At 68.1% G+C, this 22975-nt stretch carries 23 protein-coding genes; 15 read left to right on the top strand and 8 right to left on the bottom strand.

All coding sequences use genetic code 11. The features are described from left to right. Window positions 1-182 precede the first annotated feature (182 nt). Window positions 183-1340, top strand: a complete 1158-nt coding sequence (locus tag G3W89_RS27370) for an inositol-3-phosphate synthase (RefSeq protein ID WP_162577091.1) — start codon at window positions 183-185, stop codon at window positions 1338-1340. Beyond that, entirely contained in the window at window positions 1337-2302 is a 966-nt protein-coding gene (locus G3W89_RS27365) for a glycosyl hydrolase (protein ID WP_162577090.1), read from the top strand. Before G3W89_RS27370 ends, G3W89_RS27365 begins: the two co-directional genes overlap by 4 nt. On the opposite strand, the gene G3W89_RS27360 is transcribed toward G3W89_RS27365, so the two are convergent. Further along, window positions 2262-3332, bottom strand: a complete 1071-nt coding sequence (locus tag G3W89_RS27360; RefSeq protein ID WP_162577089.1) for a UDP-glucuronic acid decarboxylase family protein — start codon at window positions 3330-3332, stop codon at window positions 2262-2264. The genes G3W89_RS27365 and G3W89_RS27360 overlap by 41 nt on opposite strands. 163 nt (window positions 3333-3495) lie before the next feature. On the opposite strand from G3W89_RS27360, the gene G3W89_RS27355 reads away from it, so the two are divergent. From G3W89_RS27355 to G3W89_RS27335, 5 genes are all read left to right on the top strand, one after another. Next, the gene (locus G3W89_RS27355; protein WP_162577088.1) at window positions 3496-4023 is read left to right on the top strand and encodes a protein-tyrosine phosphatase family protein; all 528 of its coding nucleotides are present in this window, start codon (window positions 3496-3498) and stop codon (window positions 4021-4023) included. 6 nt (window positions 4024-4029) lie between these two features. Beyond that, window positions 4030-6132, top strand: a complete 2103-nt coding sequence (locus G3W89_RS27350) for a hypothetical protein (RefSeq protein ID WP_162572188.1) — start codon at window positions 4030-4032, stop codon at window positions 6130-6132. 87 nt (window positions 6133-6219) lie between these two features. Next, window positions 6220-6498: a hypothetical protein gene (locus tag G3W89_RS27345; protein ID WP_162577087.1), complete on the top strand. Its 279-nt coding sequence runs from the start codon at window positions 6220-6222 to the stop codon at window positions 6496-6498. Window positions 6499-6752: 254 nt separating this feature from the next. After that, a complete protein-coding gene (locus G3W89_RS27340) occupies window positions 6753-7121 on the top strand; it encodes a hypothetical protein (RefSeq protein ID WP_232076769.1) in 369 nt (122 codons plus the stop codon). 212 nt (window positions 7122-7333) lie between these two features. After that, the gene (locus tag G3W89_RS27335; RefSeq protein WP_197893587.1) at window positions 7334-7573 is read left to right on the top strand and encodes a DUF2934 domain-containing protein; all 240 of its coding nucleotides are present in this window, start codon (window positions 7334-7336) and stop codon (window positions 7571-7573) included. A 33-nt stretch (window positions 7574-7606) separates the two neighbouring features. On the opposite strand, the gene G3W89_RS27330 is transcribed toward G3W89_RS27335, so the two are convergent. The 4 genes from G3W89_RS27330 to G3W89_RS27315 form a co-directional block, all read right to left on the bottom strand. Continuing rightward, window positions 7607-7834, bottom strand: coding sequence for a hypothetical protein (locus tag G3W89_RS27330; RefSeq protein WP_162577084.1), 228 nt, complete (start codon window positions 7832-7834; stop codon window positions 7607-7609). Between the two features lie 18 nt (window positions 7835-7852). Beyond that, on the bottom strand, window positions 7853-8671 hold the full coding sequence (locus G3W89_RS27325; protein WP_162577679.1) for a ZIP family metal transporter: 819 nt from the start codon (window positions 8669-8671) through the stop codon (window positions 7853-7855). A 112-nt stretch (window positions 8672-8783) separates the two neighbouring features. Further along, on the bottom strand, window positions 8784-9395 hold the full coding sequence (locus G3W89_RS27320) for a hemerythrin domain-containing protein (protein WP_162577083.1): 612 nt from the start codon (window positions 9393-9395) through the stop codon (window positions 8784-8786). Window positions 9396-9462: 67 nt separating this feature from the next. Then, window positions 9463-9960, bottom strand: coding sequence for a hemerythrin domain-containing protein (locus G3W89_RS27315; protein ID WP_162577082.1), 498 nt, complete (start codon window positions 9958-9960; stop codon window positions 9463-9465). 247 nt (window positions 9961-10207) lie between these two features. Here G3W89_RS27315 and G3W89_RS27310 point away from each other — a divergent pair, with 247 nt between their 5' ends. The 3 genes from G3W89_RS27310 to G3W89_RS27300 all read left to right on the top strand — a co-directional run bounded on the left by G3W89_RS27310 (window position 10208) and on the right by G3W89_RS27300 (window position 13171). Further along, on the top strand, window positions 10208-11938 hold the full coding sequence (locus tag G3W89_RS27310) for a RecQ family ATP-dependent DNA helicase (protein ID WP_232076768.1): 1731 nt from the start codon (window positions 10208-10210) through the stop codon (window positions 11936-11938). 145 nt (window positions 11939-12083) lie between these two features. Beyond that, window positions 12084-12863 (top strand): OBAP family protein, encoded by a 780-nt coding sequence (locus tag G3W89_RS27305; protein WP_232076767.1) that lies wholly within the window; start codon window positions 12084-12086, stop codon window positions 12861-12863. Window positions 12864-12883: 20 nt separating this feature from the next. Further along, window positions 12884-13171 carry a hypothetical protein gene (locus G3W89_RS27300; protein ID WP_162577080.1) on the top strand — a complete coding sequence of 96 codons (288 nt, stop codon included), beginning with the start codon at window positions 12884-12886 and terminating at the stop codon, window positions 13169-13171. A 33-nt stretch (window positions 13172-13204) separates the two neighbouring features. Here G3W89_RS27300 and G3W89_RS27295 read toward each other — a convergent pair whose 3' ends face one another. Further along, the gene (locus tag G3W89_RS27295; RefSeq protein WP_162577079.1) at window positions 13205-13783 is read right to left on the bottom strand and encodes a molybdopterin-dependent oxidoreductase; all 579 of its coding nucleotides are present in this window, start codon (window positions 13781-13783) and stop codon (window positions 13205-13207) included. Between the two features lie 115 nt (window positions 13784-13898). Here G3W89_RS27295 and G3W89_RS27290 point away from each other — a divergent pair, with 115 nt between their 5' ends. Beyond that, on the top strand, window positions 13899-15464 hold the full coding sequence (locus G3W89_RS27290) for an ATPase domain-containing protein (RefSeq protein WP_162577078.1): 1566 nt from the start codon (window positions 13899-13901) through the stop codon (window positions 15462-15464). Further along, window positions 15461-16738: a sensor histidine kinase gene (locus tag G3W89_RS27285; protein WP_162577077.1), complete on the top strand. Its 1278-nt coding sequence runs from the start codon at window positions 15461-15463 to the stop codon at window positions 16736-16738. The genes G3W89_RS27290 and G3W89_RS27285 overlap by 4 nt, the downstream gene beginning before the upstream one ends. An 18-nt stretch (window positions 16739-16756) precedes the next feature. On the opposite strand, the gene G3W89_RS27280 is transcribed toward G3W89_RS27285, so the two are convergent. Further along, the gene (locus tag G3W89_RS27280) at window positions 16757-19117 is read right to left on the bottom strand and encodes a phosphocholine-specific phospholipase C (RefSeq protein ID WP_162577076.1); all 2361 of its coding nucleotides are present in this window, start codon (window positions 19115-19117) and stop codon (window positions 16757-16759) included. Between the two features lie 178 nt (window positions 19118-19295). Here G3W89_RS27280 and G3W89_RS27275 point away from each other — a divergent pair, with 178 nt between their 5' ends. Then, window positions 19296-19616, top strand: a complete 321-nt coding sequence (locus G3W89_RS27275) for a hypothetical protein (protein WP_162572187.1) — start codon at window positions 19296-19298, stop codon at window positions 19614-19616. A 33-nt stretch (window positions 19617-19649) separates the two neighbouring features. On the opposite strand, the gene G3W89_RS27270 is transcribed toward G3W89_RS27275, so the two are convergent. Further along, window positions 19650-20048, bottom strand: a complete 399-nt coding sequence (locus G3W89_RS27270) for a response regulator (RefSeq protein ID WP_162577075.1) — start codon at window positions 20046-20048, stop codon at window positions 19650-19652. A gap of 245 nt (window positions 20049-20293) precedes the next feature. Between G3W89_RS27270 and G3W89_RS27265 the strand changes: the two genes are divergently transcribed. Beyond that, window positions 20294-22087 carry a methanol/ethanol family PQQ-dependent dehydrogenase gene (locus G3W89_RS27265; protein WP_174258295.1) on the top strand — a complete coding sequence of 598 codons (1794 nt, stop codon included), beginning with the start codon at window positions 20294-20296 and terminating at the stop codon, window positions 22085-22087. Continuing rightward, a complete protein-coding gene (locus G3W89_RS27260; RefSeq protein WP_162577074.1) occupies window positions 22065-22937 on the top strand; it encodes a substrate-binding domain-containing protein in 873 nt (290 codons plus the stop codon). Before G3W89_RS27265 ends, G3W89_RS27260 begins: the two co-directional genes overlap by 23 nt. Window positions 22938-22975 lie beyond the last annotated feature (38 nt).

Genomic DNA, 22975 nt, shown 5'->3' with positions numbered 1-22975 from the left:
GCTGGGAGCCTCGAGCGTGTTGCGGGGCCGCTCGGATTTCTGTGCGATGCAACTGACTCAGGTGTAGGAACAAAGCTTCGTTACGCCACTGCTGAGCTGTGGTATGAGGCGTGCGCGCAGATGATGGAGGCTCGCATCGACAGAGAGACCATCAACAGAGAACAGAGAGAGGTGATCGATCCATGAACAAGATTCGCGTCGCGCTCATCGGCGTCGGCAATTGCGCTTCGTCGCTGGTGCAAGGCGTTCACTTCTACGGCAACGCCTCGGGCACTGACTTCGTGCCGGGCCTGATGCACATCGATCTCGCGGGCTATCGGCCAGGCGACATCGAGTTCAGCGCGGCCTTCGACGTGCATGCGGGCAAGGTCGGACTCGACCTCGGCGAGGCCATCCTGCAGGCGCCCAACAACACGATCCAGTTCGCGGAAGTGCCGCAGCTCGGCGTGAAGGTGCAGCGCGGCCCCACGCTCGACGGCATCGGCAAGTACCTGCGCGGCGTGGTGCCGCAGGCCCGTGCCAAGCCGGTGAACGTCGCGCAGGTCCTGAAGGACAGCGGCACGGATGTGGTGGTCTCTTACCTGCCGGTGGGTTCGACCAAGGCCACCGAGTGGTATGTCGAGCAGGTGCTCGAGGCAGGCTGCGCCTTCGTGAACTGCGTGCCGGTCTTCATCGCTTCTTCGAAGCAATGGCAGCAGCGCTTTGCCGACCGCGGCCTGCCGGTGATCGGCGACGACATCAAGTCGCAGGTGGGCGCGACCATCGTGCACCGCATCCTCACCGACCTGTTCCGCAAGCGCGGAGTGCAGCTCGACCGCACCTACCAGCTCAACTTCGGTGGCAACACCGACTTCCTCAACATGCTGGAGCGCGAACGCCTGGTGTCCAAGAAGATCTCGAAGACGCAGGCGGTGACCAGCCAGCTCGGCCATCCGATGAAGGCCGACGACGTGCACGTGGGGCCGAGCGATCATGTGCCCTGGCTCACCGACCGCAAGTGGTGCTACATCCGCATGGAGGGCACCACCTTCGGCGACGTGCCGCTCAACTGCGAGGTCAAGCTCGAGGTCTGGGACTCGCCCAACTCCGCGGGCGTGGTGATCGACGCGGTGCGCTGCGCCAAGCTGGCGCTCGACCGCGGCATCGGCGGGCCGGTGCTGGCGCCGGCCAGCTATTTCATGAAGTCGCCGCCGCAGCAGTTCACCGACGACGAGGCGCGCGAGCTCGTCGAAGCTTTCATCCGCGGCGATGCCGAGGCGCTCGCGCCGACACCCGCGCGCGCGGCACACGCCACCGAGGAAGCCAGCGTCAAGCCCGAGAGCAAGAGCAGGCAGACATGATCGAAGCCGTCAAGTTCTGGAACGAGCCCAACAACAGGTCGCACTGGGATCTCGAACTCGATCCGGAGTGGGCCGCTTATGGCGCCATGGTCAAGGAGGCCTCCGCGGCGGTCCGCGCGGAGAACGTCGAGCTGACCCAGGTGCTGGGCGGCATCTCGCCCATCGACCCCTTCTTCATGCAGCGGTTGCGCGACCAGGGTGTGCTCGAGGGCCTCGACGCAGTCGCGGTGCACGGCTTCCCACTCGATTGGAACCATTGGCAGATCGACGAGTGGCCCGCGCGCATCGCCGAGATCGAGTCCGTGACGCCCTTGCCGGTGTGGGTCACGGAGGTGGGCATCTCCACCTTCGGTGCCGAGGAGGTGCAGGAGTTCGGCCTGCGGCGCACGGCCGAACTGTTGATGGGCCGCGTGCCGCGCATCCACTGGTACTCGCTGTACGACCTGCCGAAGGCGTGGCCCGCGACGACGCGGCATCGCGAGGCCGAGGGCTCGAGCTACTACCGGCATTTCCACATGGGGCTGCTGCGCGAGGACGGAACGCCCAAGCTGGCCGCCCGGCAGTTCAGCGCCTGCACGCCCGAGATGGGCATCTGCCAGTGGTTCCACTTCGAGGACCATCGGCTGGACGACGCGGTGCAATGGCTGCGGCGCCTCGGCGTGCGCCGCCTGCGCACCGGCCTCAGCTGGGCCGACAGCTTCCGGCCCGGCGCGGACCACTGGTTCGACCGGCAGATGCGGGCGCTCGAGGACTTCGACGTGACGCTGACCTTCTGCTTCACCCCCGAGCACCGCGGCGTGGCCCCGCATCACACGAGCCCGCCGCGGGTGGCGGGCGAGTATGCGGAGTTCTGCGCGCGGATGGTCCGGCGCTATGCGCCGGGACTGCGCAGCGTCGCGCAGCCTTTGGCGGCGTCGTTTCTCACGCCTGCGCCGCGCGACGCGCCTTCGCCCGCGGCTTGAGATGCTTCGCGACGCTCGCCGCGGCAGGGGCCACGTGCTGCGGCGCACTCACCGCAGTCGCCTGCATGGCGGCAGTTTCGCCAAGCAGGCGATCGAAGTAGGCGATGGTCCTGGTCAGCCCTTCCTCGAGCTGGATGCGCGGCTGCCAGCCGAGGGTGTCGCGCGCGAGTTCGATGCGGGGCTGCCGCTGCAGCGGATCGTCCGAGGGCAGGGGAGCGAAGCTCAGCTTCGAGCGCGAGCCGGTGAGGCGAATCACGAGCTCGGCCAGCTCGCGGATCGTGAACTCCCCGGGGTTGCCGATGTTGATGGGGCCGATGCCCGCGGTCTCGCATTCCATGAAGCGGTGCAGGCCGTCGATCAGGTCGTCGACGAAGCAGAAGCTGCGCGTCTGCTGGCCTTCGCCATAGATGGTGATCGGGTCGCCGCGCAGCGCCTGCACGATGAAGTTCGACACCACGCGGCCGTCGTTGGGATGCATGCGCGGCCCGTAGGTGTTGAAGATGCGCGCCACGCGGATGTCGACTGCGTGCTGGCGGTGATAGTCGAAGAACAGCGTCTCGGCGCAGCGCTTGCCTTCGTCGTAGCAGCTGCGGATGCCGATGGGGTTCACGCGGCCCCAGTAGCTCTCGGGCTGCGGATGGATGTCCGGGTCGCCATAGACCTCGCTGGTGGAGGCCTGCAGGATGCGCGCATGCAGGCGCTTGGCCAGGCCCAGCATGTTGATGGCGCCATGCACGCTGGTCTTGGTGGTCTGCACCGGGTCGTGCTGGTAGTGCACCGGCGACGCGGGGCAGGCGAGGTTGTAGATCTGGTCGACCTCGACGTACAGCGGGAAGGTGACGTCATGGCGCATGAGATCGAAGCGCGGATGCTCGAGCAGGTGCTCGATGTTGCGCTTGGTGCCGGTGAAGAAGTTGTCGACGCACAGCACCTCGTGCCCTTCGGCGAGCAGCTTCTCGCACAGATGGCTGCCGAGGAAGCCGGCACCGCCGGTGACGAGGATGCGACGTTGGGCGTTGTAGATGCGCATGGCGTTGGCTCTTTGAAGTTGAAGTGAAAGGTTCAGGTGCACAAAAAGCTAGCAGAGTTTTCGATGGCGAGAAACCGGACGAAGTCCTTCGCCGCCGTTGACCCCAATGATGAGCTGCCGCTCGCAGCGCATTGCTTCGACAACAGACCCTGATGTGTTTGCCGTGAATCCTTGGGAACCGAACTTCAGCTGGATCGACGACACGCTCGCGGTCGGCGGCAGCTTTCCGGGCGATCGCGCGGAAGCGCTTGCGCGCGAGCACGGCGTCCAGGCGGTGGTCGACCTGCGCGGCGAAACGCAGCCCGATGCCGTGGTGCTGCGCCGGCACGGCATTGCGCTGCTGCACCTGCCGACCGAGGACATGTGCGGCGTGGCGATGTCCGACCTCGATCGGGGCATCCGCTTCGCCAACGCGTTCCTCGACGCCGGCCAACGTGTGCTCATTCATTGCGAGCACGGCATCGGCCGCTCGGCCACGCTTGCGCTGTGCGTGCTGGTGCAGCGGGGCCAGGCGCCACTCGATGCACTCGCGCTGATGAAGAAGCAGCGCCCGCTGGTGTCGCCTTCTCCGGAGCAGTTCGCCTGCTGGTGCGCCTGGCTGGAGAGCCATCGTTCGACGAACCCGGTCGACTGGCTCGCGCCGAGCTTCGATGAATTCCAGGCGATTGCCTATGCGAGGCGCGAGCCGTAGTGCGTGATGCTCATCTACGCAGACGCCGTTCGCCATGAAGACGCTGCCGCCGTGCTCGCACGCCTGCGGCGCTGCCTGCGGGAGCTCGCGCTGCTCCCACCGGGACTCGCGCGGCACTCACGCCTCGTGGGCGCATTGATCGAGGCCGGCGAGTTCGCACAGGGGCTGGCCGATGCGCAGCACGTGAGCGCCGATGCGGCGATGGCGCTCGTGCGCGCGCTGGCCGAGTGCTGCGCGCTCTCGTGGGACAGCGACTTCGAGCACGACGGCAGCGTGCCGGCCGCGACGCTCGCCGCTTGCGCGCACCGCTTGCCGCGGGAGCCGATCGCCCTGAAGCGCCCGGAGGGCTATGCCTACTACGCGCTCTATCCCGAGAGCTACCTGGAGGCGGCGCGGCAGCTGCGCGCGCCATCGTGGCAGGTGTTCGGCATCCGGAGCATCGGCACCGGCCTCGCTGCCATGGTCGCGGCAGGGTTCGGTGCTGGATGTCCGAGCACGTTGCGGCCCGGCGGGCATCCGTTCGCACGGCAGCTGGCAGCGGACGCGGGCGCCATCGACATGCACGCGGCGGCATTCGCCGTCGTCGACGAGGGGCCCGGGCTCTCGGGCTCGTCGATGGCAGCGGTGGGTCGCTGGCTCCTCGATGCCGGTGTCGCGCCCGCCCGCCTGCATTTCTTCGTCGGCCACGCGAACGGTCCCGGCGCGATGGCGAGCGCGGATGTCCACGCGGTGTGGCGCTGCGCGCAGGTGCACGCGGCGAGCTTCGAACAGGCAATCCTGCGTTCGAAGCGATCGGCGCATCGCCTGGAGAACTGGATCGCCCCCCTGGTCGGGCCGCTGCGCGCGCCATTGCAGGACATCTCGGGAGGACGCTGGCGCGGACTGCAGAGCCGCCCCGCCGGTGAAGCGCCGCCGGTGCATCCGGCCTGGGAGCGCCGCAAGTTCCTCGCGGAGACCGCGAACGGCCGCTGGCTGGTGAAGTTCATCGGCCTGGGCCGCGAAGGAGAACGCAAGTACCTGCGCGCGAAGGCCTTGGCCGCGGCGGGCTTCGTGACCCTGCCGGCGGGCCTGTGCCATGGCTTCGTGGTCGAACGCTGGCGCGACGACCTGCTGCCGATGCCGGCGCGGCCAGTGGGCGATCTGCGCTCCCGGCTGATCGAACGCCTCGGCGACTACCTGGGCTTCCGCGCACGTTCGTTCCCGGCTTCCGACAGTGCCGGCGCCTCGGTGCGCACGCTCTGGGAGATGGGACGCTTCAACACCGAGGCCGTGCTCGGCGCCGCGCTCGCCGCAGCCTGGGATGCGTGGGAACCGGCACTGGAGCGCCTGTCGCGTGCGCTCCGCCGCATCGAGACCGACAACCGGATGCAGTCGTGGGAGTGGCTCACGGCGGGCACGCTCATCCTCAAGACGGACGCAGTGGACCACCACGCAGCGCATGACCTGGTCGGCTGCCAGGACCTCGCCTGGGACATCGCGGGGGCTGCCGTGGAGTTCGAGCTTTCCGGTGACGAGGTGGCGCGCATGGTCGCGCGCTGCGGCCGCCTGCCCGACCCGGCGCTGCTGTGCTTCAGCCGCCTGTGCTACCTCGCCTTCGAGCTCGGCCGCTGCCACGAAGCCATGGCGGGGGCCGCAGTGGCAGACCCACCGATGCTGGCCGCTGCCGCGCGCTACGAGGAGGCCTTGCACGCGGCGCTCTCCTCGCCGCCCGGCGCGACAGCGACGCACAGGAAAACGTCCGACTCCGGCACGGCCTCTGCGCCCGCGCCACGCTCCGCGCAGGCGGGAGATGTTGCATCCATGGCTCCAGGAGTCGACATGGAAGAGCAGCAGAAGCAGCAAGGACAGTCCCAGCAGCAGCAACAGCAGCAACCGCGGGCCGTGCCGCCCGTGGACGAGGACGGTTCATCGGTCGCCGGTGAGGAAGACCCCGGCGCCGCGATCGAACCCAAGGCGCCGAAGGCCGGCGACGAGGCACCACCCGGAACGCCAGGAACCGGCGAAGGGATCTGCCGCCGTTGCGGCGGCAGCGGACGCATTTCCGGCAGCGAGCCTTGCCCCGACTGCGGCGGCACCGGGCACGTGACGGTCGGCATCGGTGGCGCCTGAACGGCGCTGCTGAGCTGGCACGCAGCTTGCCACCCCCCATGGGATCGGACGGCCGGCATCGTGCCGCCGCCGAAACCGGGGAACCGAATGGCGGACGCGGACGGGAAGATGGCGCCGATCGAGCAGCGAGGGTTCAACACGGCATCGCATGACTTCGACTACCAGGGCTGGAAGGTCAAGGTGGCGTTGGACGGCGCCAGTTCCGAGGGAATCGTCTCCGGGCACGCGGATCTTTACGAACGATCGGTCTTCGTGTGCCGGGTCATGCTGTCGGCACGACACCGCGACGGCAGCAGCGCGATGCAGGCACTGGCCCGCAAGGCGCGGGAGCTGATCGACGTGCGACAGCTGCAGGCCGATGACTGATCGAGGAGGCGGGCGCAGCCGGCCTGGGTGTAATTCCTGCAGTACATCTTTCCAGCGAAGCGATGGCCGGAAGCTTCGGCCGGGTACAGCTCGACGTCCACTGCCTGCTGGGCTTCTCGGGCCATGGCGTCGCGATGCGATGCAGCTTTGGACTACAGGGAGAAAAGGCCGATACCGGTCCCCGGGACCGCACGAATGTCGAGCATGGGGAAGACGAAGCCCAGGGGTTCTGGGCCCAACCATCGGGAGTCCCCATGAACAAGTCCTTGAGTTCCTGTTTTCGCCGAAGCGCCAACCTCCATTGGGGCCTCTGGGCCCTCGCGGCAGCAGTGGGCCCGGCCATCGCCCAGCCGACCGGAAACCCGAAGGGAACCGCGCCCATGAGCACGGAAGGCAACAGCGCGAAGGCACCTGCCACGCGCAATCGCAACGCCAGCTCGGAGGATCAGGAACGGCGCTCCTCGGAAGATGTCGGCGGAGCCTCCTCGAGAGATGCCCGTGCAGGTCACCTGCGCACGCCAGGGAGCGGAACGACCGGCGGGCTCACCGGCCGGCATCCGGGCGATGGCTCCACCAACCGCACGACGGAGACCGACCAGGCCCCACCGCTGAAGAAGCGCTGAGCCGCCCAAGACCGGCCGCCGGAGCGGGCCCGCCGTTTGCCCGTGGAGCGAGGCTGCCTGCGTTTGCCCTCGACGAGAGGGCGCGCCAGATCACCAGCTCCCCCTTTCACTTCTTCCTGGAGACCCCCTACATGCCACGCTCTGTCAAAGCAGCCCGACAAGATTCCATCGAACAGCCGCCTTCGAGCAACGTTCGACCGCTCGAGGCGGAGGTGAGGGCAGCCGACCTCGGCTCGGCCGATGCGGGCGCGGGCGCGGACATCGGCAGCGAGGAGGCCACGCAACCCGGCACATCGCGCGATGCTCGCATCCGGGAAGCCGCCTACGCCGCCTATGAGCGCCGCGGCAGGACGCCTGGCAGCGAAGAAGAGGATTGGCTCGAAGCCGAGCGTTCGATCGATGCGCAAGGGGATGGGGCCGGCGGCGCCCCGCGCACGAACCCTGGCAAGTGACGCGGCCCCGGCAGTCCCTGGACCGCCGGTTCCCTACGATTCGGTCTTCATCAGGCCTCGGATGTTGAGGACGGCGAGACACACCTGCAGGGCGATCAACGCCCAGGCGCGACTCGGGATGCCCCAGGCGACCCACAGGACATTGCTGAGCAGGAAGATCCAGAAGCCCTTGTTGCGCCGCGTCCGGATGTTGGACCCCACCAGGTAGGCGGCCGCGAGGGACGATGCGAATGCAGGCCATTGGATCCAGTCGAGTTGCATTGGTCGAAGCCCGCGCAATCAGCCCAGCGCGGTGTCGAGCACCATCATCACGACGAAGCCGAGGACGAGCCCGCCGGTGGCAGAGGCTTCGTGCCCCTGCCGGTGCGATTCGGGAATGACCTCGTGGCTGATCACGTACAGCATCGCGCCTGCCGCCATCGCCAATCCCCAGGGCAGCATGCCGGCAGAGACGGTGATGAGGAGTGCCCCGAACACCGCCGCGAGCGGCTCCACCAGGCCGGACACGATGCCGAGCGCCACCGAACTGAGCCGCCCATAGCCGACGCCGCGCAGCGCCAGGGCCACGACCATGCCTTCGGGCACGTCCTGGATCGAGATGCCGGTGGTGAGTGCGGCGGCGCCGACCGGGTCGGTGCCGGCGAAGGCGACGCCGATCGCGAGCCCTTCCGGCAGGTTGTGCAGCACGATCGCCAGCACGAACAGCCAGACACGCCGCAAGGTGCGCGCCTGCGGACCTTCGACGCCCTTCACGAAATGCTCGTGCGGTACGGCGCGGTCGATGGCCAGCAGCAGCAGCGCACCCAGCAGGATGCCGCCACCGACGATGCCCCCGGCGCCCCAGGCGCTTGCGCCTTGTGCCTTGGCCGCTGCCAGGCCGGGGATCACCAGCGAGAACGAGCTTGCCGCGAGCATCACGCCGGCGCCGAAGCCCAGCATGATGTCGTAGCTGCGCTGCGAGAACTGCTGCGAGAGCAGCACCGGCACGGTGCCGAGAGCGGTGGCCAGCGCGGCGATCATGCCGCCGGCCAGCGCCCCCTGGATGCGCGCGTCGCCGCGCGCCACGCCATCGAAGGCCTGATAGGCGAGGATGAACATGCCTGCCAGGACGATGGCACCGCCGAGCCAGCGCCGCAGGGACAGCCGGCGGCGCTGGCGCAGATGCACCGAGGCGCCGGCCGATGGCCACGAAGGATCCACTGCGGCCTGCCTACCGGTGGAAGCTCGTCATGCGCGGCAGGTGGCGCCGCGTGCGCCCGGATCGGCTGGCCCACAACAGCCCGAGCGCAGCGAGGCCGGCAATCGAGAGGGCGGCCGTGTTGCCCGAGACCGCACGGCCCATGTCGAGCGCGATCTCGCCGCTGCGAGGCGCGACCAGTTGCACGCGGCGCTTGGTCATGCGCGCGCCCAGCTCGCCGAGGCTGTCGCCCAGCAGGCGCTCGGCCGCGGGCAGGACGACGGTTTCCTCGTCGGCCACGTGATGCAGCACCTCGCGCATCAGCGCCATCAGGGTCTCGTCGTAGTCGTCGGCCTCCGGCTCCATCCGGCGCAGCAGCCCGATGAGACGCTTCATCTCCTGGTGCTCGGCCATGCTCTCGCGGATGAGCTCGTCCTCGGTGACCTCGCGCACCGCCGGGTAGAAGATTTCTTCCTCGAGGGTGGCATGCACCTCCAGCGCCGTGCAGATGGTGGAGGCAAGCCCCTTCCTCACGCGGGCCGGCGCACTGGCCTTGTACTGGTGAAAGGTGGACATCACGTGCGTGTGGTCCAGGCGGATCATGTTCGTCGCGGTGGGCAACAAACGGGAAACCAGGTTGTTCATGGCGTGCTCCGTTGCTTGCGCAAAAAAGGCGGTGGCCAGGCCACCGCCAACCCACGTCGGGCCGGGGTCAGGCGGGCGTGCCGGTGAGCTCGCCCATGAGCTCTTCCTTGCGCGTCTCCAGCTGTTCGCGCATGGCGACCAGGTCGAGTCCGCGGGCTGCACGCGCCTTGACGAAGATCTCGTTGCGCTCTTCCTTCACATGGTGGTCGATGTATTCGCCGAGCACGGTGACCTTGGCGTCGAACTTGTCGTCCACATCGGTGGCGTCCTGGATCTGCGCGATCAGGTCCTTGGCGCTCGCGTGCTCGACCTCGGCTTCGTCGAGCAGGTCGGTTTCCTTGATCGCTTCTCGCAGCGCCGGGTAGAAGATCTCTTCCTCGATCTGCGCATGCACGGTCAGCTCCATGCAGATCTCGTTGGCGAGCTCGCGCTTCTTCTGCGATGCATTCGCCGCCTTCGAACCGGCCAGCGTCTCGTATTCCTTGAACATCTTCTTGACGTTGCGGTGGTCGGCGTCGAGCAGGCTGCAGGCATCGGGCTCTGAACGTTTGGTGGTGGTGGGCATCGTGGGCTCCAGTGGTGTGGTGGTTTCGGGGATGCACAGCTTGTGATGGCGACATCGGGGTTCGCGTAGGAGCGCGCCGCGGAGAAATGTCGATAAAGCGGAAGGAACCGGAAGGCGGCTCCAACGTGGCGCGACGTATGGCGGCGCCGTGCGCAGGGCGCCGCTCTGCGAAACCTCTGTCGTCCTACTTGCCGGACCGGGACCGGTCATGTCAGATCACTGCCCCATGCCCCAAGGAGACCCCGTCATGCCCATTCCGGAACGCCGGCTGCAGCGCACCCTGCGCACCGTCTTCGGGCTGCAGGCCTTGCGCCCGGGGCAGCGGCAGGTGATCGACCGCGTGCTCGCGGGACGTTCCACGCTCGCGGTCATGCCCACCGGGGCGGGCAAGTCGCTGTGCTACCAGCTTCCGGCCGTGCTGCTCGAGGGCTGCACGGTGGTGGTCTCGCCGTTGATCGCGCTCATGAAGGACCAGTGCGAGAAGCTGCAGTCGCTGGGCATTCCGGCCGTGCAGTTCAACAGCCATGTGGAAGCCGACGAGATCCACGCGAGCGAGGAGGCCGTGCGCGACGGCTCGGCGCGCCTCGTGTTCGCCACGCCGGAGCGGCTTGCCGATGCAGAATTCGCGGCACTGCTGCGGGGGCGCACGATCTCGCTGCTGGTGGTCGACGAGGCGCATTGCATCTCGCAGTGGGGGCACGATTTCCGGCCGGCATTCCTCGGCATCGGCACGGTCGCGAAGGACATCGGCGACCCCCCCGTGCTGGCGCTCACGGCGACGGCGAACAGCGAGGTCGCGGCCGACATCATGGAGAAGCTGGGCATTCCGAAGGCCGGCTGGATCGACACCGGGACGTACCGGCCCAACCTGCACTTCGCGGTGGAACAGCATGCGCGCGAGGACGAAAGACTGCAGCGAACGCTCGCGCTGGTCGGCGCGGCGAAGGGCAGCGGCATCGTCTACACCGCGACCGTCAAGGCGGCGGAAGCGGTGTACGAGGCGCTTCGCTCGGAAGGCGAATCGGTGGGGCTCTACCACGGCCGGCGCAATGCGGACGAACGGCGCGAGGCACAAGACGACTTCATGGCGGATCGCCTGCGCGTGATGGTGGCGACCAATGCCTTCGGCATGGGGATCGACAAGCCCGACATTCGATTCGTCCTGCACTACCAGATGCCCTCGGGCCTCGATGCGTATTACCAGGAGTCTGGCCGCGCCGGGCGCGACGGCGCACCGTCGGCCTGCACGCTCCTGTTCCTGCGCCGCGACCGGGCGCTGCAACAGTTCTTCCTCACGGGCCGCTATCCCACGGAAGAGGAACTCGATGCGCTTCTCCGGGCACTGGAAAGGGATCCGCCGCACGCAAACGGCCAGACGATGGAGGACCTGAAGGACCGCACCGGTCTGCCGCAGAACAAGCTGAAGGCGGCGGTCGGCCTGCTGCGCAATCGGCGCATCCTGGGCGTGGACCGCGAAGGTGGGGTGCGCCTGCTGCGTGCCGATCTTGGCGCCGACGAGATGCGTGAGCTCCTGGACGGCTACCGCCGCAAGCGCGAGCAGGACCACGAGACGCTGGAGCGGATGGTGTTCTACGCCCAGAGCGGGCAGTGCCGCTGGCAGGTTCTGCTCGCCTACCTGGAGGAAGAGGCACCGCAGGAGCGCTGCGGCAACTGCGACAACTGCCGCCGCATCGCCCAGCACGAGGCGGCGATGGCCGCTTCGAGCGCGGTGGACAACGAGTCACCGAAGCTGCGGCATCCCGCACGGCCGCGGATGCCGCCGCCGGCCTTCGTCGCGCGCCAGCCGGTCAGGGTCAAGCGGTACGGCGAGGGCAGCGTGGTGAGCGCGGATGCGTTGTCGATCACGATCGAGTTCGCGGACGGCAGCCGCCGCTGCTTCCAACCCGATTTCGTGCAGCCCATCGTCAGTCGGCGTAGCGCGGGACGGGCTTCGCGGCCATCGGCTGCAACAGGATGAGACGGGCGCGGGCGCGCGTGCAAGCTCGGGTGTCTGGGCCGAGTGCGATCCGTCCTGCAACAAGAGGCCGCCTGCGCCGTCAAACCCCGGGTCGCCTGCCGACACACTGGACTCTGTTTGCATCCAGCCACGAAAGGAGTTGCCGATGCCTGGAGATCCGAGCGCCATGCGCATCCCGGTCGCCAGCCTGCTTGCCGCTTGCGCGCTTCTCGCTTCGTGCGGGGGCAGCAACACGGCTTCCGGCACGTCATCGCCGGGAGCCGCCAAGGAAGCCAGCACACGGGCGCTGGAGGCGGGAGCCTCGGCGCTGCAGGACAAGCCGCCCATCGAAGCCATCAATGCCTACCTGGACGGCTTCCATTTCTACAGCGGCAGCCCCCAGATGCAGATGGAGGCCCACCACTACTGCGCCGTCCTCAACGAGGAACTGATCCAGTGCGTGATCTACGACGGCAATGTCAAGGATGCAAAGCTGATGGGGGTCGAGTACATCGTCAGCGAACGCCTGTTCAAGACACTGCCGGAGCCCGAGAAGGCGCTGTGGCACAGCCACGTGCATGAAGTGAAGTCCGGCCAGCTGATCGCGCCGGGAATTCCGCAGGCGGCCGAGCACGCGCTGATGACCAAGCTCGTCGGAACCTACGGAAAGACCTTTCACACCTGGCACACCGACCAGGACAAGCAGCTGCCCACCGGCATTCCCCAGGTGATGATGGGCTTCACCGCGGATGGCCAGGTGGATGCCGCCATGGTGGGCGAGCGAGACAAGCGCTTCGGCATCGCCACGGCGGACAAGAAGAAGCAGCGGGAGGACATCGTGGCGCCCGCCATCGCCGATGGCGCGGACGCGTGGCAGCAAGGACGGGTGGTACAGCTCGCCGACCCGACAGGGACGCAGCACGGCCAGCCGGCAGGCGGCAAGTAGCCGCACATGAAAGGACCAGCATGAACAACACTCCGGGCACGACCAGCGGGGACGGCACGCGCCCCACCACCAGCGGCGGCACCGACAACATCGGCGCCGGCGAGAAATTCAGCGGCAAGCGCGCCGAGGGCGGCAGTGGCAGCGAAGACACCGGGCCGGCGCCGCCGGAGCGCATGGCGGCCAAGCGCAAGAATGCGGAAGCGTCGGAACATGACGGCTCTGCGGCGTTCGGGCTGCGCGAGGACATGGAGCCCGAGACCAACAAGGAGCCGCCGCCGGCTGCCGGGAAGAAGGCAGGCGAGCGATAGCAGGGGGTGCGCCGGCACGGAGTGCCGCCATCGTCACCCGCGCGTGACCTCGACGCTGTACAGGCCCCAGGGGCACAGGGCGAAGCGTTCCTTGAGCGGCTTGTCCTTGAAGGCAGGCAAGGTGTCGGCCTCGTAGACCGCCCACAACGGCCCCAGCCCGCCGAGCGCGAGGGGGGCTCCGTCCATCTCGGTGGCCACGATCATTTTGTAGCTGCGCGCGTCGGCCATGCGCACGGGCACCACGTAGCCATCCACCGCGCGCAGGGCCAGCATGGCGTCGCCGGACACGCCTGCTGCCTCCATCACGCTGGCCAGCAAGGGCCCGGCGAGCGCGTGCACCTTGGCGTCGTACTCGAGCGTGGGCTTGATCCGCACCGCCGGCAAGCGGCGCAAGGCGTCGACATCGAACACGAAGGCCTTGTCGAACTTGACGCCGTGCTTCGCCATCAACTGGTCGAGCGCCGGATCGAGCGGGCCGCGGTTGGTCTTGCCGACAGCGCCGCTGACGGTCAGGAGGCCGGGACCTTTCGCGGCCCTGTCTGCCGCCGATGCGTGGAGGGAAGAGAACGAGGCGGCGAGTGCCGCCGTGCCGAGGAACCGTCGTTTGTTCATCGGGCGATTGTGGCGCGAGGCGCCATCGAGGGGAAGCGTCGACGCTGGTCGCCGCAGAGGGGGCCTCCACGGAGTAAAGTCCGGCTCCCAGATCACCTGCAAAGGGCTCCAAGAGATGATGCAAGACCCCGTGCGTACCGGCATTCCAGGATTGGACGAGGTGCTTCTGGGAGGCGTGCAACGCAACAACAACATCCTGGTCGAAGGTGCGCCGGGCGCCGGCAAGACAACCCTGGGCCTGGCCTTCATCCATGCGGGCGCAGCGCTTTACGACGAGCCCGGCGTCATCGTCTCCTTCGAGCTCGACCCCGAGAAGCTGTTGCGAGACGCCAGGGGGTTCAGCTGGGACCTGCAGCGCCTCATCGATGAGCGCAAGGTCAGGATCATCCAGACCTCGCCAGGCGTCCTGCTCAATGAGTTCCGCTCCTCGGAAGGCGCGTTCACCGCCGAGCTGGCGGCCATCGGCGCGCGCAGGCTGATGATCGATGGCCTGACGCCGCTGCGGCTCTACGCCGAAGTCAACGACAAGCCCTTCCGCGAAGATGTCCACCTGCTCATCGACGGACTCGCCCGCCTCGGCGTGACGACGCTCGTCACCGCGGAGCGCGCGGACACGAAGGGGGAGCCGCACGCGCACGAGCGCTTCATCTTCGACACCATCATCTCGCTGACCCGCACCGAGGTGCGCCGGCGGGTCCACAGGACGCTGTCGGTGGTGAAGTCGCGGGGGCAGGATTTCATCAGTGGAAGCCATGCGATGCGAATCGAATCGGGCGGAGGCCTCCAGGTGTATCGGCGCGCCCAATCGCGCCCCAAGATCGACGAAGACCAGCCCACGTCGAGCAAGCGCGTCTCAGCGGGTTGCGCCGCCCTGGACCTGATCATGGACGGGGGGCTCTACGAGGGCTCGATCACCATGGTCACCGGCATCTCCGGCACCGGCAAGACGGTCCTGGGTGTGCAGTTCCTGACTTCGGCGGTCCTGGCCGGGCGGCGCGCACTGCTGGTGACGCTGGATGAGCATCCACGCCAGCTGATCCGCAACGCAGCGAGCCTGGGCTTCGACCTCGAAGGGCTGATGCGCCAAGGCACGCTTTTCATCCACTATGAATCGCCGCTGGAGCTGGAGCTGGATGTGCACTTCGACCGGGTGGCGAAGCTGGTGGAGAAGGAGGGCATCGACTGCATCGTCTTCGACTCGGTGGCCGTGTACGAGATGGCGAATGCCGACCAGGCGTCCGATTTTCTCTACGCGCTGGCGGATTTCGTCAAGGGACGGCTTGCGACGGCGTTCTTCAACTACGAAAGTCCCGAGCTCCTGGGCCTCTCGCAGATCAGCGAGGAGCTCAAGGGATCGCACCTGGTCGACAACATCATCCTGCTGAGCTACGTGGAGATCTCCACGCGCCTGCGCCGCGCGATCGCGGTGCCGAAGGTGCGCGGGAGCAAGAACATCCAGACGACTCGCGAGTACGTGATCGCCGAAGGTGGCATTTCCTTTCTCGACGAGTCGGTGGTCGAGGGTGACGACACCACACCGGTGCCGCAGTTGCCGTTCTCGTCCTACTACGGGCTGCTGGCCCGCTCGCCGTCGCGCAAGTCTCCGGTGATCGAGGACGCCGTCGCGCACGGCAAGGCGTTGCCCGAATCTCCGGAACTCCCCCCCGAGACGGCCCCGTGAACGAGATCGCCGACGCCGACGGCCGACCGGCGGGGTGGGACTGGGACGGATGGCGGCGTGCGTTGGCGCGCTTCGCCGCGGCCACCGAACTCTGCGTCTGCGCCTACGATCACGACCTTGCACGGCAGGCAGGGCCCCTGGCCTCGTCCAAGGTGGCACGGCTTCTGGTGAACTCCGGCGTGTGGAACGAGGGGCGCCTGGGAGCCACGGTTGAAAGAGACCTCGCCGCGCAGGCCATTGAAACCGGCGCAGCCGCGCAGGCCAGCGTCTGTGACGAGCTGCGCTTGCGGGCGGTCCCGCTGTCGATGGGAGACCAGGTGCGTGGAGCGATCGTCTACGGATGGGCGTTTGCCACGTTCGGAACGCCGCTGGGCTGCGAGCGCATCGGCCGCCAGCTGGGTGTCGACGGTGCACGGCTCTGGGCGGAAGCGCGCCTGGAATCGCCCGTGACCGAGGCGCGCATGACGGTCTACACCGAGCTGCTCGAGACGATGATCGAATCCACGGTTCGTCACGCGGAAGTGGTCGAGCACCTCGAGGAGCTCGGTCGGTTGCGCGAGGTGTTTCTTGCCAGTGTCTCGCACGAGCTTCGAACGCCGTTGTCGGTGCTGGGAACACGAATCGAGCTCTTGCTGCGTGGTGCGCTGGCCGATCCCGAGGCCATCAGGGCTTCCCTGGTCAACATGAAGCACCACGTGCAGACCGAGGCGCGGCTGGTCGAGGACCTGATCGAGGCGGCGCGGACCCGCACCGGCCAGTTGCGCATCGACATGCACCTGACATCGCTTCGCGACATCCTCAAGGCAGCGGTGTCTGCCGTGCTGCCGCATGCCGAGGCCAAGCAGATCGACATCGCAATCCCCGACCTGGAGGAAGCCGGGCAACTGCCGATCGTGGCCGACGCGCATCGCCTGCAGCAGGTGTTCTGGAATCTTCTTTCCAATGCCGTCAAGTTCACCCCGGTGTCGGGGCGCATCGAACTGCAACTGCAACGCGACGCCCGGACGTATGCCGTTTCGGTCACCGACACGGGCAGCGGCATCGAAGAGGCGCTGCTCCCGCATGTCTTCAAGCCCTTCACGAAGCAGCTGAAGGCGAACGCGCAGGGGCTGGGGCTCGGCCTGTCCATCGCCCACCACATCGTCGAACGCCACGGCGGAACGATCAGCGTGGAAAGCGCCGGACGCGACGCCGGAGCGGCATTCCATGTCACGCTGCCGGTGCCGGTGCAGACGAGGCCGCAACGGCGGCCCTTCGGCAGCCCTTCTCTCTGAGGGCCGCGCCCGCATCGTTCAGAAGCGCTCGGGCAGGCCCATTGCCGGATCGCTCACCGAGTGCCGCCCGGTCTCGACGCGCCCGGCAAAGCGGCGGTAGAACGCGCTGTCGGCATCGCAGCTCACGACGAAGTCGTACCAGTTGCCGGTGGCGTCCAGGCTCCAGCGCATGCTGGCGTCGTCGCCGCCCTTGACCCGCACGCTCCACGGGCCGCGGGGCTTGTTGCCTCGGTCGTCAGGGTCGCTGCGATCGCGGTCGTCATGCTCGTCGCGTCCATCCTTGCCGCCGCCGCCATGGCCGTCGAGGCGAGGGTACGCGAGGTTGTGCTGCACGTTGAACCGGCAATCGCGCCGGCCGCCATTGCGCATCTGCAGGTAGATGTCGCCCTTGCGCGCGTCGTAGCCCACGCGGATCTCGGGCAGCGGCGCACCCGCGGCCCGCAGCCGGTTCATGTCGCCCTTGAAGTGGCGATGAAAGCCATTCGGTCCGAGCACCCACAGGTCGTACAGGCCGGCGTCGTCGGTCGCGGCGGCCCAGTCGCCGCTGAGCTGCTTGCCCGGCTCGACCAGGTAGCGCCGCGGCACGCGGTCTGCCAGGTGCAGCTTGTCGTAGACGTGGAACACGGCGGCGCAGCGGCCGCTGTTGGCGAAGGCCAGCTGGACGCGGCCGCTGGACGAATCGACATGCGCGGTGGTGTGCAGCTCATAGGGCAACGCGCGCGAGGGGCGCACGCCGGTGGCCTGTGACGGCAGCAAGAGATCGGCCGGCGGCACGATCCTGGGCAGCGCCTGCTGCGCGGCCGTCAGCGCATCGACCTCGGCCTGGGTCCTGCGGCCGGCCAGGGTGGGCAGCGGCTCGTCGTTGGGACGCTCGAAGTTGAAGGCGCTGGTCAGGTCGCCGCAGACCGCGCGGCGATACGCGCTGATCTGCGGCTCGATCACGCCAAAGCACTTCTCGAGGAACATGAGCGTCGAGGTGTGGTCGCAGACCTGCGAGTTGACCCAGCCGCCGCGGCTCCAGGGCGAGACCACCCACAGCGGTACGCGCGGACCCGGGCCGTAAGGCCGGCCGTCCCTGGCCGGCTGGCTCGCGGTCGCGGGCGTGTAGTCGTGGTACTCGACCGCGATGTCCTGGTCCTTCATCGTGGTGCCGCCGGCCAGCGTGCCGTCGGCATTGCGCGAGGGCGCCGAAGGCGTCGGCAGGTGATCGAAGAAGCCGTCGTTCTCGTCGAAGTTGATCAGCAGGACGGTCTTGCTCCAGACCTCGGGATTGGCGGTCAGCGCGTCCAGCACCTGCTGCACGTACCAGCCGCCCTTGGCCGGGCTGGATGGCCCGGGGTGCTCGCTGTAGGCTGAGGGCGCGATGATCCAGGACACAGCGGGCAGCCTGCCGTTCTGGATGTCCTCGCGGAAGGTCTCCAGGAAGCCGTGGGGCATCGTGTTGTGGAAACCCTTGGCCAGCGGGCTGAGCGCATCGTCGACCACCGGGTCGTAGAAGGGGCCCGCGGCGGTGACCGGCTGCGTGATGTCGGTGGCCGGCACATAGACCGGGCGGCGCGCCGGCGGCATCTGCTCGATCTGCGCGCGCCAGTGCCGAAAGCCCATCATCTCGTTGCAGCCGAAGTTGTCGATCAGGCTCTGGTAGACCTTCCACTTCACGCCGGCCTTCTCGAGCCGGTCGGCGTAGGTGGTCCAGGTCCAGCCCTGCGTGGACGCGCCGATGTCGTTGCCGCCGTTGAACTGGTTGTTCAGCGCCGCGACCTGCACCTTGCTGCCGTCGATGGGGCTGACGCCGTTCGGGCCGTTGGTGCCGCTCCAGTAGAAGAGGCGATTGGCGATGGTGCCCGTGTGCATGCCGCAGTGGTAGTGGTCGCACAGCGTGAAGGCGTCGGCCAATGCGCGCTGGAAGGGCACTTCGGCCGCTTCGTAGTAGCCCATCGACAGCTGGTTCTTGGCGTCCGGCCACTTGTACATGCGGCCGTGGTCCCAGGCGGCCTGCGAGTCGGACCAGGAATGCGGGGTGCTGCCGGCGCGCTGCGCGTTGCCCTTGCTCTCGTCGAGGTGGTAGGGCACGAAGGTGCTCGCCGGCGTTGTCTTCGTGTAGGTCTGGTAGAAGGCATTCCTGCCGTTCGGCGTCGGGATCGCGAAGCGGTCACCGAAGCCGCGCACGCCCTTGAAGGTGCCGAAGTAGCTGTCGAAGGAGCGGTTCTCCTGCATCAAGAGGACGACGTGCTTCACGTCCTTGACGGTGCCGGTGTCGTGGTGAGCCGGAATGGCCAGCGCGCGGCGGATGCTGGGTGGGAAGGCGGCCAGCGAGGCGGCAGCGATGCCGGTGGTGGCGGTGCTCTGGAGGAATTTGCGGCGCGAGTTCGTGGTCATGTCTTCATGCATCGGTTGGTTCTTGCCAGTCGGGACGCCCGAGACTAGTCAGCCGCAATGTCACGACGATGACGCCAGCGCGCACGCGTCCTGCAGTCCGGCATCGGCAACAGGCTTCAGGCGTTCGTGCCGGGCACGTCGATTGCCCCGATGGCGAGACCGCAACGATGGAGCAACCATGAGCAAGAAGCTGGATTTCCTGCGCGACGAGCAGTCCCGCGACAAGCACCCGGAGAAGCACCAGGTCGGCAGCCCGGCCGAAGCGGCGGCCGACGGCGGCCACGCAAGCGCCCCGGCCGATCAGCAGCAGCCGCACAGTGGCAAGGTCGCGAACGACCACAACAAGATGGGCAACCAGGAGTCTTCCCAGACCCACCAGGGCCGGCGAACGCCCGAGAGCCGGCACGATCGCCAGACCATGGGCGCAGGGCCTCAAAACCAGGTCTCGGCGCGCAAGGGCGGCGGCGGCGCCGGGCGCGGACCTCGCGGCAGCGGCTGAGCCGAGGCAATCGACGCGTTGCCGGGCGGCGTTCTACCTGCGATGCGCCACGCAGAAGGCGATCAGCTCTTCCAGCTGCGTCGCCTTTTCGAAGAAGGCGTCCGCACCGGCGTCCAGCGCCCGTTGGCGCATGGGGTCGCGATCGTAGTTCGACATCATCACGACCTTCTGGCCGGGTGCTCGATGCTGGCAGTGCCGCAAGACCCTGAAGCCGTGCCCGCTTGCGAGAAAAACGTCGATGAGCGCCAGGTCCCAGCCGTGCGGATGGGCATCCAGCCATGCGCTCGCGTCTGCGTCGGTGCTGGCGGTGAATGCCAGCTCGGCACCGTCGAGGGCTCGCAGCAACTGCGCGAAGCGCGCCGAGAGTGCGGGGTCGTCCTCGACGAGAACGACCCTCAGGCGAGGTCCTGGACGGAGATCTGGCGTGGTCATCGGTGTTCGGCAGGCATTCGTTCAACCAGGTAAGCGCGGAGCTTGCCGTGGTCTTCATGAAGGAGGCCGAGGCAATCGACGCGCCTGTTCGTCGGCCGTGACCCACTGTTGAGCTGCTGTGCGGCGAGTTCAAAGCCATCACGGGGGATCAGCCAGTAGCCGATATGCAGACTGGCAACCACCCTACATCTGCGGCACGTGGGCCTGCTACGTTGCTGATGCTCCCGATCTCGGAGTCAGGGTTGATGCGAAGCGACGAACAACACGCAAAGAAGCGAAGCGCCCGTTGGACCCGCCTGCTGCTGCTCCTGCTGAGCAGCCTGCTGCCGGGCGCCTTCGCGTTCTCGCAAGAAGGCGAATGGACCCTGCCCGCGGGCAACCCTGCGAGCACGCGCTTCAGCCCGCTGGACCAGATCACCATCGCCAACGTCGCCAGGCTGCAGCCGGCCTTCACGTTCGAGACGGGCATGTTGCGCGGCCACGAGGCGGCGCCGCTGGTGGTGGGCGGCACGATGTACATCGTCGGGCCCTACCCCAACGTGCTGTTCGCGCTCGACCTCACCAGGCCCGGCGCGCCGCTCAAGTGGAAGTTCGAGCCCAAGCCAGAGTCCGCCGCGCAGGGCGTTGCCTGCTGCGACGTGGTGAACCGCGGCGCCGCTTACGCCGACGGCCGCGTCTTCTTCAACACGCTCGACAACCAGACCATCGCCGTCGATGCGGCGAGCGGCACCGAGCTGTGGCGCGCGAAGCTGGGCGACATCCGCGTCGGCGAGTCGATGACGATGGCGCCCCTGGTGGTGAAGAACAAGGTGCTGGTGGGCAACAGCGGGGGCGAGTTCGGGGTGCGGGGCTGGCTCACGGCACTCGACGCGGCCACCGGCAAGATCGCGTGGCGCGCCTGGAGCACCGGCCCCGACAGCGACGTGCTGATCGGCGCGCAGTTCAAGCCCTTTTATCCGCAGGACCGCGGCAAGGACCTGGGCGTGAGCTCCTGGCCGCCGGAGGCCTGGAAGATCGGCGGCGGCAATGCCTGGGGCTGGATCTCGTACGACCCTGAACTCGATCTCGTCTACTACGGCACCGGCAATCCGGGACCATGGAACCCGGAGCAGCGCCCGGGCGACAACCGTTGGACGAGCGGGCTCTTCGCGCGTCGCCCCGACACCGGCGAAGCGGTGTGGTTCTACCAGTTCAGCCCGCATGACCTGCACGACTACGACGGCGTCAACGAGAACATCCTGATCGACGCGGAGATCGGCGGCAAGCCGCGCAAGGTGCTGGTCCACCCCGACCGCAACGGCCATGTCTACCTGATCGACCGCGCGAGCGGCGAGGTGCTGTCCGCCAACGCCTTCGTCAAGGTGACGACCTCGTCGGGCGTCGACCTGAAGACGGGGCGGCTGCGCTACGAGCCCTCGAAGGAGCCGAAGGTCGGCAAGACGGTGCGCGAGATCTGCCCGACCTCGCCCGGCGGCAAGGACTGGCAGCCCTCCGCCTACTCGCCGCGCACAAGGCTGGTCTACATCCCGCACCAGAACCTCTGCCAGGACAGCCAGACCTCCCAGGTGAGCTACATCGCGGGAACGCCCTACGTCGGGGCCGACGTGAAGATGTACCCGGGCCCGGGCGGGCATCGCGGCGTGTTCACGGCCTGGGACCCGATCGCCGGCAAGGCGGTCTGGGAGAAGCAGGAGACCTTTCCGGTCTGGAGCGGTGCGCTCGCGACCGCGGGCGACCTCGTGTTCTACGGCACGATGGAAGGCTGGTTCAAGGCCGTCGACGCAAGGAGCGGCGCGCTGCTGTGGCAGTACAAGACCGACTCCGGGATCATCGGCCAGCCGGTGTCCTACCGGGGTCCGGACGGCAAGCAGTACGTGGCCGTGCTGTCGGGTGTCGGCGGCTGGGCCGGAGCGGTGGTGTCGGGCGGCCTCGATGCACGCGACGGCACGGCGGCGCTGGGCTTCGCCAATGCCATGAAGGACCTGTCCGCGGCCACGCGCAAGGGCGGGAAGCTTTATGTCTTCAAGCTGCCGGATTGACATTGCACGCTTCGCGCGCTTCGGCGCCGTTCTGCTGGCCCTGCTGGCAGGGCTCGGCGGCGGCCGGCCGGCTGATGCGCAGGAGGCCGCCCCCGCTGCCTTGCCCGCATTGCGCGTCTGTGCCGAGCCCGACAACCTGCCTTACTCGCGCGAGGACCAGAGCGGCTTCGAGAACCGCATCGCCCGACTGCTCGCCGACGACCTGCAATGGCCGCTGCAGTACGAATGGCTGCCGGATCGCCGAGGCTTCGTGCGCAAGACGCTGGGTGCCCGCGCATGCGATGTGATCATCGGCGTGCCGGTCGATGACGAGCGCGTGCTGACGACGCGGCCCTACTACCGGTCGAGCTACGTGTTCGTGCAGCGGGCGAGCCATGCCCGCGATGCCAGTGCGCTGCGCTCCTTCGACGACGATCGCCTGCCTGCCTTGCGCGTCGGTGTGCAGCTGGTCGGCAACGACCTGGCCGCGACACCGCCCGGCTACGCGCTGGCACGGCACGGCGCGGTGCGCAACGTGGTCGGCTTCACCCTTTACGGCGACGGGCCACCGGCCCGGCGCATGGTGGACGCGGTGGCGCGCGGCGAGCTCGACGCGGCGCTGGCCTGGGGGCCGCAGGCCGGCTACTTCGCGGCCCGCGCCACGCCGGCGCTGGAACTCACGCCGGCGGCGGCCCCGGCCGACATGGACCTCCCCTTCGCGTTCTCGATCGCGATGGGCGTGCGAAAAGGCGACCGCGCGATGAAGGCGCGGCTCGACGACTTCCTCCTGAGGCGCGCCGCGGACATCGACCGCATCCTCGACGCCTATGCGGTGCCGCGCCTGCCATCGACGGGCCTGGAGCGGCCATGAGTCGCAGGGCCGTTCCCAAGGCGAATCGCACCGCAGCC

The organism is Variovorax sp. PBL-H6, assembly GCF_901827155.1.
Lineage (GTDB): Bacteria > Pseudomonadota > Gammaproteobacteria > Burkholderiales > Burkholderiaceae_C > Variovorax.
Note: the sequence above shows the minus strand (reverse complement) of the source record. Positions and strands in the feature narration are given on the sequence as shown.